This is a genomic window from Candidatus Babeliales bacterium, assembly GCA_040879965.1.
Lineage (GTDB): Bacteria > Babelota > Babeliae > Babelales > JACPOV01 > JBBDJI01.
This window is the reverse complement of record JBBDJI010000013.1, coordinates 392926-409624: the sequence shown is the minus strand read 5'-3', so window position 1 is coordinate 409624 and position 16699 is coordinate 392926. Positions and strand designations below refer to the sequence as shown.

The window sequence follows — 16699 nt, the reverse complement described above, 5'->3', positions numbered from 1 at the left end:
GGAGCTAAAAAGCTCCCTTTTTTATTTTGTTTATCAACTAATTAACAAGCAGAAGTATCTTCTACATTTTCTGGTGTATTAATTTCATTAATTTTTTGTTCAAGTTTTTCTTCAAGTTTAGTACGATTTCTTGATTTAGAAAGTATTGATTCTCTAATTTCTTCAGCTTTTTTTACTTTTCCAGCAATAATCGCTAAATAAAGGACTTTTAAATCATCATTATTTGCTACAGTTGGTAGAAATTCAAATAATGCATGCTCCGTAGTTTCTAACTGTTTTTTAAGGTTTTCTACTCTTACTGTATCAAATTCACTACTTCTAAAAATATTGGCAATAAATGTACCAATGCCGGATAATCCTAAAATTCTTACTAATTTTAAAGGATTATTTTTATTTTCTAATGTACTTTTACTCAATTCTGTTTCTTTATCTAATTTTGTCAATTCTTCAATGACATCGTTGGTAAAGTTTTTAAAATTTTCTGAGTTTTTGAAAAAGTTGCGATCAGGTACATTTGCAAATGCACTTGAAGTAACAAGTAAAAGTAATAAAGAGAATGTGTTGATCGGTTTGTTCATGAATCACCTTTTTGGTTAATATGTTAGTAAACTAATATGAATGGTTATTATTTTTACTACTATTTTAAAAAAAGTTCAAGTAAATCATTATCAATTATGATAGAAAAATTTATTCATATCTAAGTAGGCTTTATTTTTCTTTAAAAAAGTTTTTTCGTATAAGATAGAAAAAAAATAAATAAATTATGACATTAAATGTTTTTAATCAATCATGGAACCAATTTTTTTGCCCATTTTGATTGGAGCAAATGTTTGCAATGGTATTGCATCATTAATTTTGATAGTACTAGGCGGGAAAAGTAATACAACGGTTGAACCACCAAATGAAAAATACCCAGCTTCTTCACCTTTTTTATATTGCTTAAAAGGCGTATATGTTTGCGTAATTCTTCCTACACACAATGCCCCGACGGCAACAAATGCAATATCTTTATTGTTAGTTGTTTTTAACATTATAAGTTGACGTTCATTTTCTTGTAATGGCTGTAAAAAAGAAAAAACAAATGGACTGACTGATTCAAATTTACCAGTGATTGATTGAGCATGAGAAGGAATAGCATTAAAAGGAAAATGAAAGCGATGATAATCCCATGGTGCCAAATAAATAACAGCCAGTGTGCCACCATAGAATTGTTGAGCGAGTTCTTTATTTTTTAAAAAAGCTATTAAGTCAAATTGTTTTCCTTTTACCGGAAATTTTGTTTTTTGTTGAATATTTTGCACAATGTAAATCTGTCCATCAGCAGGAGAGACTATCGAATTTTGTTCAGAGTTTATTGGCCGTGCTTTTGGGTTTAGTTTACGGGTAAAAAAATCATTGAATGAGTTATATTTTTTATAATTAGGCTTTACTGTTTCGTGCATATTAATAGAGTATTTTTTAATAAATGATGGAATATGTATTTTGCTTAATCTGCTATCCGCATACCATCCTGCAACATTAGAAAACCATGGCTTTATAATAACTGAGCGTATCGCAGAGCCGATAGTAGTTGTATAAAGGAAGGGTAAGAATTGATTCAGTTGCTCTGAAGCTTCCTTTTGAGGGCTTGCCCATATAGCAAGAGGCAATAATAAAAAGATTATGATTAATTTTAATATATTCATTTCAGATTGTAATTTATTAGGGTTTGTTTAGATTCCTCCATGTATGCTATTTTTATTTTACTCTTTTTTATAGAAATAATCAATTTGAAAGAAATTGGCAAAAATACAAAAAATTCATTTGGCGTAATGTTTTTTTTGTTTATACTAAAGGACAATCAAAATTTAACCATATTCTTCAAAAGGATTTTGCAATGACATGGTATCAGTATTTATTGGAATATAATCGCTATTGTAATCTTATCGGAATTTTTTTCATCTTATTTATTGCAATATTATTTTCTCGCAAACGTGCTGCAATTAATTATAAACTTATTGTTAATGGATTAATTTTACAGTTTGTTTTAGCTTATCTTGTGCTTCGCACTACTATTGGCCATAGTATTATTGCCGCAGTTGCCGAAGTGGTGAAAAAATTATATGTCTGCGCTGATCAAGGAGCGTCGTTTTTATTTGGTAATTTAGCAAACGCTAATACACCGTGGGGCTTTATTTTTGCTATTAAGGTATTACCGATCATTATTTTTTTTGGTGCGCTGATGGCCTTGTTATTTCATTGGGGTATTGTACAAAAATGTGTATATGCTGTCAGTTTATTGGTGCGCCCTGTTTTAGGAACTTCTGGTGCAGAAACCTTATGTGCGATTGCAAATAGTTTTTTGGGTCAAACAGAAGCGCCATTATTAATTCGTAACTATTTAAAAAATATGACGCGTTCGGAATTATTGGTGGTAATGATTAGTGGTATGGGTACAATAAGCGGTGCAATTCTTGCAGTATTTGCAGCGATGGGTGTACCGGCCGAGCATCTTTTATCTGCAAGTGTTATGGCAATTCCCGGTACTATTTTGATTGCTAAAATTTTATATCCAGAAACTGAGGAGACACATACTGGTACGAATGTTCAGATTGAATATGAAGGAGAAACTAAAAATATTTTTGATGCAATTTCTACCGGTACCACTGATGGTTTATATTTAGCACTTAATGTTGGGGCGATGTTAATTTCATTTTTATCGCTTCTTGCGTTAGTAAATTTGAGTCTGGAACAAATTGCAATTTATATAAATGCTGGATTAGCTTATGTAGCGATTCCATTTCAATTACCGACATTAAATCTTTCTATCATTTTTTCTTATTTATTTGCGCCATTTGGTTATTTACTTGGTTTTACTGGTACGGAAGCATTGAAGGCCGGAGAATTATTAGGTATAAAAGTTACGGTGAACGAATTGGTAGCTTATGCACAAATGCTTGATATGCATTTATCAGAACGTGCTATATCAATACTTACCTATGCATTATGTGGGTTTTCGAATTTTTCTTGTATTGGAATTCAAATTGGCGGCATTGGAGCTTTAGTGCCAGAAAAACGGCAATGGTTATGCGAATTTGGTTTATTAACGGTACTTGGAAGTTCATTGTCTAATTTATTATCAGCAATGATTGCCGGTTTGTTGCTATAAAGTTTTGGCGTTGATAAATATTGGGCAATAGCAACCGAATTATTATGAATAATCGGCAATCCTGCCGCATGATATTCCAGCGCTTTAGTTGGGCGTGAAATCCAATTAATAATGTTATGTTCCCGGAATAATAATCCTACATCGCACGCTGCAAGGTATCGATAAATTTCTTCATGAGAAACAAAACATACATAGTAAGATGCAGGATCTAATCCAGCCTTTTTAAGAAGTTTTTTAAATTCATTTTTATTTTGTGTCAGCACAAGTAAAAAACAATTTTTTTTAATGACTTGTTCCGCTTTAAAAAAATCAATGATTTTTTCCGGACACTGCCACGGTTTTATTGAGCCATTATAACAATATACAAATGCATGAGAGCTAATGCCTAATTTAGTGCGAATTTCATTGGCATATAATGCTTTTTGTTGTTTTGTAAGAAACTTAGGAATATCGTTTGTAGCGATAGTAATTCGTGATGGTTCGATTGTATAATGTCGTATTAAATATTCCCTAAGGGCGGGACTCACTGCTTCAATAATTGCTGGCATTTCTAAAGTTTTTAGAACATCATTATTATAAATAAAATCTTCAAGGTTGCGTATATGTTTTTTGCGTAATTTTATAAACCAGCGATAATATTTATTTGCAGGTAATGTTTGATGTTGATACATAAATTCTTCAGTTAACAAGCCACGTGCCTGTATGGTGAATTGCTTGCAATTGCCCTGATTTAATGATTTGAAGCTAATGAAAGCCGCCTGAGGTCCGCGAGCAGTTAACGTATACACTTCTTTATCGAGTAAGTATTCATAGAGTTTTTTTATGGAATTTTTTAAAGAGATAAAGCCGAAGAATGGATACCGTTTAAAAATTTTAATTTCAATGTCATGCGCTGTAATAGCATTAAGTAGCGTATTACTAGGTATAGTCCTTTCAAAACTGACAATAGTAATACATAGTTTTTTTTGTTTTTTTTTTCGATTTATCAGTGGTTGTAATACTTGGCTATTAAAAACTGAGTTGGTAATACTATCATAAAGGATAAAAATTAAATGCTCATTATTCATACTAAATTACCAATTTAATAAGTTATTTGTATATCATGCTCCTCATTAAATATATCAATTAATTCAGGATTTTGAATAGGGTTATTCTCAAGGTTTAGTACGGCTAATTCAGGAAAAGCATGGCATAATCCAATAAGTGTTTCTAAAGAGATATTAACAATTTGATTATGAGCTAAAAAAATATACTGCAGTTTTTTACTCGCATTTGGCTTTAGCTTTGCTAATGGTTCGATTGTTATTATATCATTATTTTCTAAATTAATTCCACAGCAATCTGATAGATTTAATTGCTCTAATATATCTACAGAACGTAATTCTTGTGATTCAAGCTCTAGTTGAAAAGTATTAGAATTTTCAAAATTAATTATACAAGTTGGGTTATCGATGAGGGAGGTTGGAATTTTAAAACAACTTTTGCATGGTAAGCAAAGCGGAAATAGTACTAATAAAAAAAAATGAGAATAGTACATTGTTGAAATTCTCCTTTTTAATCAACTAATGCTTCTTTAGTATTTTCAAACAAAGGTTGTGGTGGGGGAGTAGGTGTATAACGTTGCCAAAAAATGTATACCACTGCCGCAATAAAAAGACCAATAAAAATCCAAACAAGAACTTTATGATTAAATTTTCTGTGCATGCTAACTCCTTTTATTTTTATATTTTAAGTTAGCATGCACATTATAAAAAAGCTAGATTATGCAAAAGACAAGCTTTTAAGCATAGGTTTCTTCTTGAGGTTCTTCCCATCCAATTTCTTTTTGTACAACGCGCGGGTTTCCAGATTCATCTGTTACTACTGGTTCACGCTGAGGTTTAGGTTTATCCCTGTTGCATGCAGGTAAACTAGCTAAAACTAAGAGACTCAATGCGAATGGTATAAGCTTTTTCATTCTCTTATCCCTTTGTATATTTGTTTAGTAATTCTATTGAGATTAAAAACATAGCATTTTGATTTAAAAATGCTAGTATTTTTTATAAGATATACGGATTTTCATTAAAAGAAAAATACTGAGCACTCAGTTATTTATAAAAAATAAACTGAATGCTCAGGCTAAGATCTAAATAAAATATGCTATGCATGAAATAATAAGTGTAATCGCTACTGGAATTTTAACCAGTTTAAAGTTAAATAGTTTATAAGCGATATTTACTAATGTCAAAACAATTAAAGCTGGATATGCGATTGTTATAATGGGCCGAGAAAATTCCAAAATTGGACCAAGCCCTAAATTCGATGGAATAAGTGTCAATAGTAATACAATGATTATTGAATTGATATAGCCTATTTTACCTTTAAAAATTTGCTTATTAATAAATTCTGAATTAATAGCAGTTAACGCTATAATGGTGGAAAAGCAAGCCATTAATACAGCCAATGCAATAATTGCGGCACCATGAGGACCAAGAATACGAAATGAAACAGCACTGAATAATTCACCTTCGTTAATATGTTCTAACCCATGGCCAAAATATACACCCAAGTAGCTTAATCCAAGGTAAACTAAACCAAGCAAAGATACGCCAATAATGCCTGATTTTAAGCTCATTAGTGCAAGTTTTTTAAAATCTGAAGAACCTAAGGTTGCAAAGTTTTTTTGCAAGATAGTAATAACAATAGATGAAAAGAAAATACCACCGAGTAAATCTAAAGTTTCATAGCCATAAATGAAGTTTTTCCAAAACATTTCTAATGGTGCTTGCGTTGTGGTAGTTACTCCTAAAGAAGGAGAAAAATATCCCTTTATAATAATAATAACTAAAGATATTAATAATAAAGGACTTATTACATAACCAAGCAAATCAACAATTTTACTTTCTTTATATGTTGCTAAAAAAGTGCAAAATAAAAAGATGATGCTGAAAAAAAATAATGATAAGCCAGGAAAAAATGGGGCAATAACGGTATAAGAAAGAGCAACAATGCGTGGCATCGCAATCAAAGGGCCAGCAATACTTAGGCAAAATAAAATGAGAAAAAATCCTGGAATTTTTCCTAGTCGATAAAAAAATCGCGCGTAATCTCCCTGAAAAAGAATGATAGCAATAAGCCCAATGAGTGGAAATAAAGTTGCCGTAATTAAAAAACCGGCAATTGCCCATGGATTTGCGTCACCAGCACTTGAACCAACTCTAATCGGATACATTAGATTTCCAGCGCCAAAAAACATAGAAAAAATAGCTAAACCAGTTGTGATAATCTCTGAATTAAAAAAACGTTTCATTAAAATCCTTTAAAATACTAATATATTAAAATAAAAATCAAAAAAATGGAGAACAAAATTATAAAATAGTTTTTGTGACGGATGTCATAAGAATTGTGCCCATGAGGGCCATAATCATAGAGATACACATTGAAATGCTAGTGAATATAGTAGTAAAATAAGGCACATTAAAATAGTACTTGAGCAGTGAATCTCTCACTATTGCTGTGTCCACGGATACTCCTTCCGTTTTGAACTTAAAACTGATTAAAACATGAGGATTACACGATTATTATACTTAATATATTCTATTTCAACAAGCTTAAGCATTATTTGCTGATTGGATCGAAGATAAGAGAAAGCACAGATGCGGAAAAACAGATGTTTGTTCTTCTTGACTCAGTCAATATAAAATAGCATATAATGAGCATATTAAATAAAAAGGAGATAGGATGAAAAAAATATTTTTGGTCATATTAGGTGTTGTGATAATCGGATGCGGTTATCATTATGTAAAAACTACTAATCAAAAAAATGAGGGGAATAAAAATATGAAACTTTTTAGTCCGGCATTTGAAAATAATCAATCAATTCCTAAAACATTTACTTGTGAAGGAAAAAATATTTCGCCAGAACTCAAATGGGAAGGAGTTCCATCAGATGCCAAAAGTTTGGCGTTAATTGTTGATGATCCCGATGCACCAAATAAAACATGGGTTCATTGGGTTGTGTATAATTTACCGGCTCATATAACTAAATTAGATGAAGGAATGGCAATTGCGCAACTTGGTGGTAAAGAAGGAAATACTGATTTTGGTAAGCCAGGTTTTGGTGGCCCATGTCCACCAAAAGGGCATGGTAAGCATCGTTATTTTTTTAAATTATATGCGCTTGATACTATTTTGGATTTACCAAAAAATATTTCAAAACAAGATTTAGAGAAAAGCATGGAAGGACATATTTTAGCAAAAAGTGAACTTGTCGGATTATATGAACGTTCTTAATCTTTGAGTTCTTGCACGATTTGTTATAATTCAATAAGCTGAATTCAACAAAATAAAATTAAACTTAAAAAGTTAAGTAGGGTATCTTGATGCGTTATATTCGGCGATTCAAAAATCTTTCAATGAAAGATGTTCCTTCTGTTGGTGGAAAAAATGCGGCATTAGGAGAAATGATTGCGCAATTAAGCACAAAAGGTATTCGTGTACCATTAGGTTTTGCGGTGACTGCTGATGCTTATTGGTATTTTCTTTCTTATAATAAAATTTTTGAGTCAATGAAAACAGCAATGGCGCGTTTGACTGATAAAAATGATCTTGTCGTATTAAGAGAAGTCGGCAAAGAAATACGTACGCTGATTGAAAATGGTGAAATGCCAGAAGATTTAGCGCAAGAAATTATCAAAGCTTATCATGAACTTTCGCAAGATTATAATCAAGAAAATGTTGATGTTGCGGTACGTTCTTCAGCAACTGCAGAAGATTTGCCAGAAGCATCATTTGCCGGGCAGCAAGATACCTTTTTAAATATAAAAGGAACAAAAAATTTACTAGAAGCGTGCAAAAAAAGCATGGCATCTTTATTTACCAATCGAGCCATTATTTATCGAGAAGAAAAAGGATTTGATCATTTTAAAGTTGCCTTATCAGTAGGTGTGCAAAAAATGATACGTTCAGATTTAGCAAGTGCTGGCGTTATCTTTACGCTTGATACGGAAACTGGATTTAAAGATATAGTAATGATCAATTCTGCATTTGGACTTGGTGAAGTAGTGGTGAAGGGAAAAGTAAATCCTGATGAATTTCGTGTATTTAAGCCAACTTTGAAAGAAGGTTTTCGACCAATTATAAAAAAACATTTGGGCGATAAACCAATTAAATTAATTTATGCCGAAGATCCTTACCATGAAGTTACTGAAGTGACTACGGGTAATAAAGAATATAATAATTTTTCATTAACTGATGATGAAATTATTGAACTTGCACAAGCATCGGTTATCATTGAAGATCATTATTCAGAAAAAAAAGGTGGTTGGCTGCCCATGGATATCGAATGGGCAAAAGATGGTATTGATAAAAAATTATATATTCTGCAAGCTCGGCCAGAAACAGTACATGCACCGCAAGAAAAATCCAATTTTTTACTGCGCTTTTCATTTAAAAATGTTACGCAAGATGAGCTTAAAGCTAAACTATTAGTTCAAGGACAAAGCATCGGAGAAAGTATTGCTACCGGTGTTGCACGCGTAGCGCAAAATATAAATGATTTAACCATATTTGATAAAGGCGATATTTTAATAACGACGATGACAGATCCAGATTGGGTACCAATCATGAAAAAAGCGGCCGCTATTATTACTGATCGTGGTGGGCGCACGAGTCATGCGGCAATTGTGAGTCGTGAGCTTGGCATTCCGGCAGTGGTTGGAACTGATAGGGCAACATCAAAAATATCGGAAGAACAAAAAATTACGGTTGATTGTAGTCGTGGCACTACTGGATATGTCTATGATGGACAATATGAAATTGAAAAAGAAAAAATTGATATTGCTCAACTACCACAATTGCAAACCAATATTTTTGTAAATATTGCTGATCCTGATCGAGCAATTCCTATTTCATTTTTGCCAGTGGATGGTGTTGGTTTGGCGCGTATTGAATTTATTATTAGTAATCAAATTAAAATACATCCGATGGTAGCAGTAAAGCCAGAAGCAATAGAAGATGAGGTAATTCTTAAAGAAGTTGCGATTATTTCACGCGCTTATCCTAACGCACGAACTTTTTTTATTGATACACTTGCACAAGGGATCGGTTCTATTGCGGCAGCATTTTATCCAAGACCGGTGATTGTACGGTTATCAGATTTTAAAACTAATGAATATCGTAATTTAATTGGCGGTAAATATTTTGAACCAAAAGAAGAAAATCCAATGTTAGGTTTGCGTGGTGCTTCTCGTTATTATAATGAATTATATGAACCGGCATTTGCTTTAGAATGTGAAGCTTTAAAAAAAGTACGTAATCAAATGGGTTTTACGAATGTTTTTATTATGATTCCATTTATAAGAACGGTGCATGAAGCAAAAAAAGTAATTGATATTATAGCAAAAAATGGCTTAAAGCGCCATGAAAATGAGTTGCAATTATATATGATGTGCGAAATTCCTTCAAATGTTATTATAATTGATGAATTTGCAAAATTATTTGATGGAATCTCAATAGGTTCAAATGATTTGACACAAATGACATTAGCAGTTGATCGCGATTCTGATTTATTAGCACCATTGTTTGATGAACGAGATGAAGCAGTCAAACAAATTATGAAGTTAGCTGTTGAAGGTGCTAAGCGCAATAATATTCGGAGTGGTATTTGTGGGCAAGCTCCTTCTGATTATCCCGAGATTGGTGATTTCCTCATCAAAATTGGTATTGATTCAATTTCTTTAAATCCTGATTCGGTTTTGCCCTTTTTAATGCGATTTAAAAAGCAAAATTAACTTTGCATATCATTTAACGCTACGCCAGAAAAAAACCCATGTTCTTAAACCATAACAGAATCCTTCCCAGTCTTCTTTAATAGGTTGTGTATTTTCTATATGAAACAATAAACGCTTCGCTACTATGGCGATTCATTTCATTGTGAAATTTTTTTACCAGAATAACCTGAAAATGATGCTTTATTGTTTCTCAAATTGACAATAATTTAGTTGAGTGTTATTTTAAAAAGGTCAGATTAATATTATTCGACTTTATTAATGGAGAATTTAAAAATGAATTTATTATTAAATTATGCACGCACAGTGCTTTTTCCTGTAATTTTACTTATTGGCGTTTCTATACAAGCTATGGAGCCAATCTCATTAAAAACACAAGCAGCTTCTGCAATAGGACGCTATCTAGATTGCAGAGAGTTGCCGATTGATGCCATTGATGCAAATCTTCCTGATTATTTGAAGGTAGATATTTTGTTTTGGCAAAAATATTCCAATAAAGATTCCTATAATAAAGCATTATTTGATAGAGATTTGCGATCAGAATATTTGGATGATCTTATCAAAGGTGGCGCTGATATAAATTGTACAATTAATGAAGAAACATCCTTAATCAGTGCGATTAAGAATAAAAAACTAGCATTATTCGAAAGTTTAGTAGCACATGGTGCAGATTTTAAAGCTTTGGAAAGTAATGGTACTACTTTATTGATGATTACAGCGCAAAAAGGCGCAATTGATATTATGCTATTTTTAGTCAAGAATGGCGCACAAATTGATCAGCAGGATAATAGCGGAGAGACCGCTTTGCTGTATGCGGCAGGTGAAGGCCATGATGTTGTGGTGCAATTTCTTATCAATCATGGTGCGGATATTAATAAGTCAAATAATAAAGGTGAAACTGCATTGATGATTGCTGTGCAAGAGGGGCATACAAATGTGGTATCGCAACTTCTTATTAATAATCGCACGCAAATAAATCAGCAAGATAATAAAGGCATGTCGGCATTAATTCATGCAGCATATAAGGGTAATCTAGATATAATACAATTACTTCTACAAAATGGTGCGCAAGTCAATATGCAAGATATTTATGGTCAAACAGCATTAATGCGCGCAGTATATATGGGTAATCTAGATACAATACAATTACTTCTACAAAATGGTGCGCAAGTCAATATGCAAGATATTCATGGTCAAACAGTATTAATGTATGAAAAGGGTAATCTAGATATAATGCAACTATTTATTCAAAATGGTGCCCAAGTTAATATGCAAAATAATGACGGATGGTCAGCATTAATGCGCGCAGTATATATGGGTAATCTAGATACAATACAATTACTTCTACAAAATGGTGCTAATATTAACCTATGTGATAATGAACATGCTACAGCGCTTATTTATGCATTACTTAACAAACAATATAAATTGGCAAAACTACTCATCACACATGGTGCGTCAATTAATGAAAATATCATAAATTTTTGCAAATATTCAACACATAGTACAAGCAAAAAAGAATTGCTCCTTAAAGCTTTATTATACAGTTGTGCATTATATGGTGGTTGGAAATTGGCAAAATATCGATAAATTTTATCACAAAACAATTAAAGAAATAATTTTTTTAAAATTATCAGAGAGACTTACTGTGCAATAACGGTAAGTCTCTTTTTTTATACACGAGTGTTAAATTAACGAAACTGCGTATTTATTTGTAACGTTCCTCTTGGTGCGCGATAATGTAAGCATTCTTCGCATCGCCCACGTTTGAACGATTGTTTGTAGCGGTAGCATGGGCAAGTACAAGAGACGTAATGATAGTTTTTAAAGTCAGGTCCAGTGCGTGTATCTAAATGCTTGCTGTTATCCATGCAACCAAATTCACCATATATATTTCCCATAAATAAACTAAGAGCTAGTAATAATTTCTTCATGAGTCTCCTGATCATTTTCAACTGCCGTACTCGTCGTATCAAAATCGATTGTTTCACTCAAATAACATTCATCTAAAAAAAATGGAGGACTTTGTTCATTTACCGTCCCTACACATGGGCAGCAATTGAGGATAAAAGATTGCATAAAAATAAATATAAAGATTATTGATTGCTTCACATATCTCTCCATAAACCAACGATCAAAAATTTTTTCAAATGCTTCATTATTAATAATAATCTATTGAATTTTCAAATTGCAATATTATTAAAAATAGTAAAAGAAAAAGTTTAAGTTATGGATGAGATTATGGATTATAAGTGATGTTCAGTAATTTTTGTAGGATTATAAATAAATTCTTCTAAAGCCTTACGATCTTCTAAAAATTTACTAATATGTGGTGCGTAATAAGGATCTTGTAATGCGCAGCCGATAATTGCTTTAATCCAACCGATTGGGTTGCCAATATCGTAACGTACACCTTGAATTTTATAGGCAAAGACCTTTTCATTTTTATGAATCATTTGGCTGATAGCGTCAGTTAATTGCAATTCTTCTTGTTCATCAGTTTCAATTTCTTCTAAACAAGAAAAGATTTTATTTGATAACACATAACGCCCAACAATTGCCAAATTAGAAGGGGCATCTTTTTGTTCCGGTTTTTCAACCACATGTGAAACTTGGAATAAATTTGGCGTAATTTGTTTTTTTATGCCAATAACGCCATATGAAGATACTTCATCCATTGGTACTTCTTGAATTGCAATAACACTTGCTCTTTCTTGACGCGCAATTTTCATCAATTGTGCTAATGCGGGTATTTTGGAAATGATAATATCATCAGGTAAAAAAATACCAAAATATTCTTTTCCAATTAAATGTCGTGCAGACCAAATGGCATGACCAAGCCCGCGCGGTTCTATTTGACGTACATAGCTGAAAGCAGCAGTTTGCGTGATTCGGGTAAGAGTATGTAGAATTTCACTATTGCCACGTTCCTTTAAAATCATATCTAATTCAATATTAGAATCAAAATGATTACTAATGGCATGTTTTTCTTTTGAGGTTATCATAATAAAATTTTTAAGTTCAGCAGCAATGCCTTCTTCAATAATGTATTGAATTGCTGGTTTATTAAGAAGCGGAAGCATTTCTTTAGGGACTGCTTTAGTAAAAGGTAAAAAGCGTGTTCCTAAACCAGCTGCGGGAATAACTGCTTTTATGATGTCCATTGAACTCCTTTTTTTACAAAAATGTGATGTCTGACATCTTAAACCTAAAATTGTTTAAGAAATTCAATATTGCTTGAATGTAGTAAACGGATATCAGGTATGCCATATTTTAACATTGCTAATCTGGTTAAACCAAAACCAAATGCAAACCCTGAATACTCATTGGGGTCTATACCACAGGAGTCTAAGACATTTGGGTGAACAAGTCCAGCTCCACAAATTTCTATCCATTCTGTTTCTTGGCAGACTGAGCAACCATGATTGCAGAAGGGGCATTCAATATCAATTTCAATACCGGGTTCAACAAAAGGAAAATAAGAAGGACGAACGCGAATATCAAGATTATTTTTTTCGAAAATCTTTTGCATAAAACTTCGAACAGTTGCAAGCAAATTGCCAAGGGAAATATTCTTGTCGACCATTAATCCTTCAACTTGCATAAAAGTATAATCATGAGAAGCATCAGTGGCTTCATGTCGATAAACTCTACCGGGAGCAGCTATAGCTAGCGGCGGTTTTTGTTCTTGCATTGTGCGAATTTGAACTGAAGAAGTATGAGTTCGTAAAAGTAGTCCAGGAATATCAAGCCAAAAAGTATCAAACATATCTCTGGCTGGATGGTTTTCAGGAATATTGAGTGCTTCAAAATTATAAAACTCATTTTCTATTTCAGGGCCATCGGCAATTTCAAAACCGAGAGAAATAAAAGCATCATTAACCTCTTCCTGTATCTGCGTCAGTGGATGCAAGCTGCCTTTTGGTTTATTGGGCAAATAAGCGGTAACGTCAAAATGAATTTTTTTTGCTTGTTCGGCGAGAATGAGCTCTTTTTTAAGTGTTTTTTGTTTAGCTTCAAAAAGAGCTTCGCATGATTGCTTAAGTTTGTTTAATAATGGGCCTACCGCTCTTTTTTCTTCTAAGGAAAGACTTTTTAGTGCACTCATTAGCTCAGCAATGCTACCTTTGCGAGCTAGATAGGTTAAGCGGATTTTTTCCAGATCTTCTTCTTTTTTTACTTGTTTTAAAGCAGATAAAAACTCTGTTTTGATGCGGTCAATACGCTCTTTAATTGAGTTCATGCGGGCTGCCTATAAAATGAATTTTTTAATAAACTACGAAACAATACTAACAAATGAAAAGTAGCTTGGCAACGTTTAATTGCGGATATTAGTATCTTTTGCAATCGCTCATATTTTAATTGACTTTCGAGGCCTAAATATGCAGTTTATCAATTAAATGAATAAATAATTCCTAAAATTCGATAATTAGTATTCTTGCGTGCAGAGGGATTCTACAGTATCAGAAAATGACTCAATTTCGTATTTCTTATTGACAAAAATCTCTACTTAAGTACCATACATAATACTTACCTAGTTAATATTTGCCGAGGTAGCTCAGTGGTAGAGCATGTGCCTGAAGAGCACAGTGTCGGTGGTTCGATTCCACTCCTCGGCACCATTTTTTTGTCAATATTATGAATTACTTCGATATTTTTATAAAATCAAATATCTTTTGGATACTGTAGATGTTTTTTTGCCATCAAATTTAGTTCTCGATAGCATGCAACTTTTTCTAAATTGATGACAAAATTTAAAATAATGTTTATCTCTTTCGTTAATTTTTATAGCACTTTCGATAAGCTGTAAATCTTAAGAATTATAAAAACGAGTAGCTTGTGTAGTAATGAATTGCTGCTTTTACTCTTCAATACTTACAGTTCCTAATTAGAGAGTTAAAAAAAGTTAAAACAATGGAAGTGAAGCAAGAAACAAAGCCAAATTAAACTCAATAAAGATAGATCTGCAATTCGTAGATCTATTAATTTCTTTTATATATATCAGGCTTGTAAATTCCTTTTTCAATAATTTCAAGCAAACGCAACGCAGCGTGACTCGGAGATCGTTGCCCAGATTCCCATGATTGCACCGTTTTTATGCTCACATTAAGAATTTTTGCAAATATCCCTTGCGAATAGCGTTGAGTTATTCTTATTTTTTTTATTTGATGAGGTTTATATTCTGAAGGTGGCTCAGGTACCTCTATAATATCGGAACGAAGATTAAGCTTGCCTTTTTTATGAGCAATTACATCTTCAAGTCCAACTTTTAGATCTTTAAAAAACTTATTTTTCATAATAACCTCTTTAAACTATTTATATATTCTTTGAGTATCTTTTTTTCTTCCATTGTTAAATTTTCTTGTTCATTTAAATTTCTTCATCATGTATTAAATAATAATAACAGACTCTGAATCCACCACTTTTACCCCTATTCACTGATTTTAATCTTATTGAAAATGATCAAAATCTTCGCTTTTTAAGCGTCTTTTCTTGAATAAAGTTTCGATAGATTTGCTAAAACTTCTGGCCTGTATTATTTTTCTCTTCATAGAATATTATACTACAGAGTAGTATAGAATAGTCAAGGACTTGTGTTGTTTTTATTTTTAAAAACAATGTTTTGACTTCAGAATGTTCCGATTAAGGACTTATTCTTTTTTTCTTTTTAAATTCATCAATTTCAACTTGATTTTTCAAGGGATCTTTTGCTAGCCTCATAAAAATATAGCGGTTTTTTATTGAATGCTATGAATATAAGCAAAAGATGATAAAAGGTCAGTAAGATGAAACAATTTTCTGCTGATAAATATAATGTTGCATGGTATAAATTAGCTGAATTTGTAGCAAGGGGTGAAAAAGAGCGTGCATTAGGTATGTATCGTTTACTAATGCATTCTTTTGAAAATGAAGCATTAGCTAGTCAGTTAGCAGGTGATATATTTCTTTCATTTAATGATATTGCTGATGCAGTAAAAAAATATGAGCAAGCAGCCTATCTTTATAAAAAAAATAATCAATGCATTGAAGCGGCAGCAGTGTATGAACATATTATTTCCTTATATCCTGATTCTGAAATATTTTTAAAAGCATTATTTGAATTATATATGCGTATTGATCATGAAAAGCGTGGTTTTGAAGTTTTAGAACAGCTTGTAGTGATCTATATTAATAAAAATCAATTAGATGCATTAGCTTCGTATATGCAAGAGGTTGAGCAAACCATTCCACAATATAAATTATTTGATATTTATGAAAAAATAATTATAACGAGTGCGCATACTGATATGATACTGACTCCATTTTTGTCTGAATATATGCAGATTGTTATGATGGCATTCATGAAAAAAAATGGCGATGCTTTGCAACTCTTTCTTGAAAAACTTAAAGCAGCAAATAAACGGTATTATGAATATTCTTGTCAATTAATTGAAAACGATATTTAGTATTCCGCTTTAATGTATACTTTGCGCTACATTTGGCCTCATGCCGGCCGGGTATCCAATATCCTTAACACAAGGGCACCAACATTCTGTTGGATTATTTTCCCGCTCATAACGAGAACTCTCATTCAGGTTTTCAACCTTCATCTTCGGATCTTGACTCGCTACCGGATTTATTAAATTTTTTATAAAAATACAAACCAAACGTGACCCAATCTGAAGACTATATATTGTCGTAGGATGAGTGGGCACGAATTTGGGCGAATGAACGATCCAACAGCATGTTGGTGTATTTTTGTCCAGTTTTTTGTACAAGCAAAAAAATTGGTGCTGCGCGCACA

General features: G+C 32.4%; 17 protein-coding genes and 1 tRNA gene. 6 read left to right on the top strand and 12 right to left on the bottom strand.

The genetic code is table 11. The annotated features are described in order from the left end of the window. Positions 1 to 41: 41 nt before the first annotated feature. The gene (locus WDZ41_05660) at positions 42 to 578 is read right to left on the bottom strand and encodes a hypothetical protein (GenBank protein ID MEX0940819.1); all 537 of its coding nucleotides are present in this window, start codon (positions 576 to 578) and stop codon (positions 42 to 44) included. Positions 579 to 779: 201 nt separating this feature from the next. Beyond that, positions 780 to 1685, bottom strand: a complete 906-nt coding sequence (gene asd / locus WDZ41_05655; protein MEX0940818.1) for an archaetidylserine decarboxylase — start codon at positions 1683 to 1685, stop codon at positions 780 to 782. 191 nt (positions 1686 to 1876) lie between these two features. On the opposite strand from asd, the gene WDZ41_05650 reads away from it, so the two are divergent. Continuing rightward, entirely contained in the window at positions 1877 to 3148 is a 1272-nt protein-coding gene (locus WDZ41_05650) for a nucleoside transporter C-terminal domain-containing protein (protein MEX0940817.1), read from the top strand. A gap of 1081 nt (positions 3149 to 4229) precedes the next feature. On the opposite strand, the gene WDZ41_05645 is transcribed toward WDZ41_05650, so the two are convergent. The 4 genes from WDZ41_05645 to WDZ41_05630 form a co-directional block, all read right to left on the bottom strand. Beyond that, positions 4230 to 4685, bottom strand: coding sequence for a hypothetical protein (locus tag WDZ41_05645; protein MEX0940816.1), 456 nt, complete (start codon positions 4683 to 4685; stop codon positions 4230 to 4232). Between the two features lie 17 nt (positions 4686 to 4702). After that, a complete protein-coding gene (locus tag WDZ41_05640; protein MEX0940815.1) occupies positions 4703 to 4852 on the bottom strand; it encodes a hypothetical protein in 150 nt (49 codons plus the stop codon). A gap of 76 nt (positions 4853 to 4928) precedes the next feature. Continuing rightward, positions 4929 to 5105, bottom strand: a complete 177-nt coding sequence (locus WDZ41_05635) for a hypothetical protein (protein ID MEX0940814.1) — start codon at positions 5103 to 5105, stop codon at positions 4929 to 4931. Between the two features lie 168 nt (positions 5106 to 5273). Then, on the bottom strand, positions 5274 to 6437 hold the full coding sequence (locus WDZ41_05630; GenBank protein MEX0940813.1) for a branched-chain amino acid transport system II carrier protein: 1164 nt from the start codon (positions 6435 to 6437) through the stop codon (positions 5274 to 5276). A 431-nt stretch (positions 6438 to 6868) separates the two neighbouring features. Between WDZ41_05630 and WDZ41_05625 the strand changes: the two genes are divergently transcribed. The 3 genes from WDZ41_05625 (at position 6869) to WDZ41_05615 (ending at position 11505) form a co-directional block, all read left to right on the top strand. Next, positions 6869 to 7420, top strand: coding sequence for a YbhB/YbcL family Raf kinase inhibitor-like protein (locus WDZ41_05625; GenBank protein MEX0940812.1), 552 nt, complete (start codon positions 6869 to 6871; stop codon positions 7418 to 7420). A gap of 89 nt (positions 7421 to 7509) precedes the next feature. Continuing rightward, positions 7510 to 9918, top strand: a complete 2409-nt coding sequence (gene ppsA, locus WDZ41_05620) for a phosphoenolpyruvate synthase (protein MEX0940811.1) — start codon at positions 7510 to 7512, stop codon at positions 9916 to 9918. Positions 9919 to 10191: 273 nt separating this feature from the next. Further along, positions 10192 to 11505 carry an ankyrin repeat domain-containing protein gene (locus WDZ41_05615; protein MEX0940810.1) on the top strand — a complete coding sequence of 438 codons (1314 nt, stop codon included), beginning with the start codon at positions 10192 to 10194 and terminating at the stop codon, positions 11503 to 11505. A 101-nt stretch (positions 11506 to 11606) separates the two neighbouring features. On the opposite strand, the gene WDZ41_05610 is transcribed toward WDZ41_05615, so the two are convergent. From WDZ41_05610 to WDZ41_05595, 4 genes are all read right to left on the bottom strand, one after another. Next, a complete protein-coding gene (locus tag WDZ41_05610) occupies positions 11607 to 11849 on the bottom strand; it encodes a hypothetical protein (protein MEX0940809.1) in 243 nt (80 codons plus the stop codon). Further along, positions 11824 to 12027 (bottom strand): hypothetical protein, encoded by a 204-nt coding sequence (locus tag WDZ41_05605; GenBank protein ID MEX0940808.1) that lies wholly within the window; start codon positions 12025 to 12027, stop codon positions 11824 to 11826. The genes WDZ41_05610 and WDZ41_05605 overlap by 26 nt, the downstream gene beginning before the upstream one ends. A gap of 134 nt (positions 12028 to 12161) precedes the next feature. Next, positions 12162 to 13079 (bottom strand): UTP--glucose-1-phosphate uridylyltransferase, encoded by a 918-nt coding sequence (locus WDZ41_05600; GenBank protein MEX0940807.1) that lies wholly within the window; start codon positions 13077 to 13079, stop codon positions 12162 to 12164. 44 nt (positions 13080 to 13123) lie between these two features. Beyond that, positions 13124 to 14158: a phenylalanine--tRNA ligase subunit alpha gene (locus WDZ41_05595; protein ID MEX0940806.1), complete on the bottom strand. Its 1035-nt coding sequence runs from the start codon at positions 14156 to 14158 to the stop codon at positions 13124 to 13126. Between the two features lie 304 nt (positions 14159 to 14462). Between WDZ41_05595 and WDZ41_05590 the strand changes: the two genes are divergently transcribed. Next, a tRNA-Phe gene (locus tag WDZ41_05590) sits at positions 14463 to 14537 on the top strand. 360 nt (positions 14538 to 14897) lie between these two features. Here the strand turns inward: WDZ41_05590 and WDZ41_05585 are convergent. After that, positions 14898 to 15212, bottom strand: a complete 315-nt coding sequence (locus tag WDZ41_05585; protein ID MEX0940805.1) for a helix-turn-helix domain-containing protein — start codon at positions 15210 to 15212, stop codon at positions 14898 to 14900. Positions 15213 to 15701: 489 nt separating this feature from the next. Here WDZ41_05585 and WDZ41_05580 point away from each other — a divergent pair, with 489 nt between their 5' ends. Continuing rightward, positions 15702 to 16361, top strand: a complete 660-nt coding sequence (locus WDZ41_05580) for a hypothetical protein (protein ID MEX0940804.1) — start codon at positions 15702 to 15704, stop codon at positions 16359 to 16361. 9 nt (positions 16362 to 16370) lie between these two features. On the opposite strand, the gene WDZ41_05575 is transcribed toward WDZ41_05580, so the two are convergent. Then, the gene (locus tag WDZ41_05575) at positions 16371 to 16505 is read right to left on the bottom strand and encodes a hypothetical protein (protein MEX0940803.1); all 135 of its coding nucleotides are present in this window, start codon (positions 16503 to 16505) and stop codon (positions 16371 to 16373) included. Between the last annotated feature and the right edge of the window lie 194 nt (positions 16506 to 16699).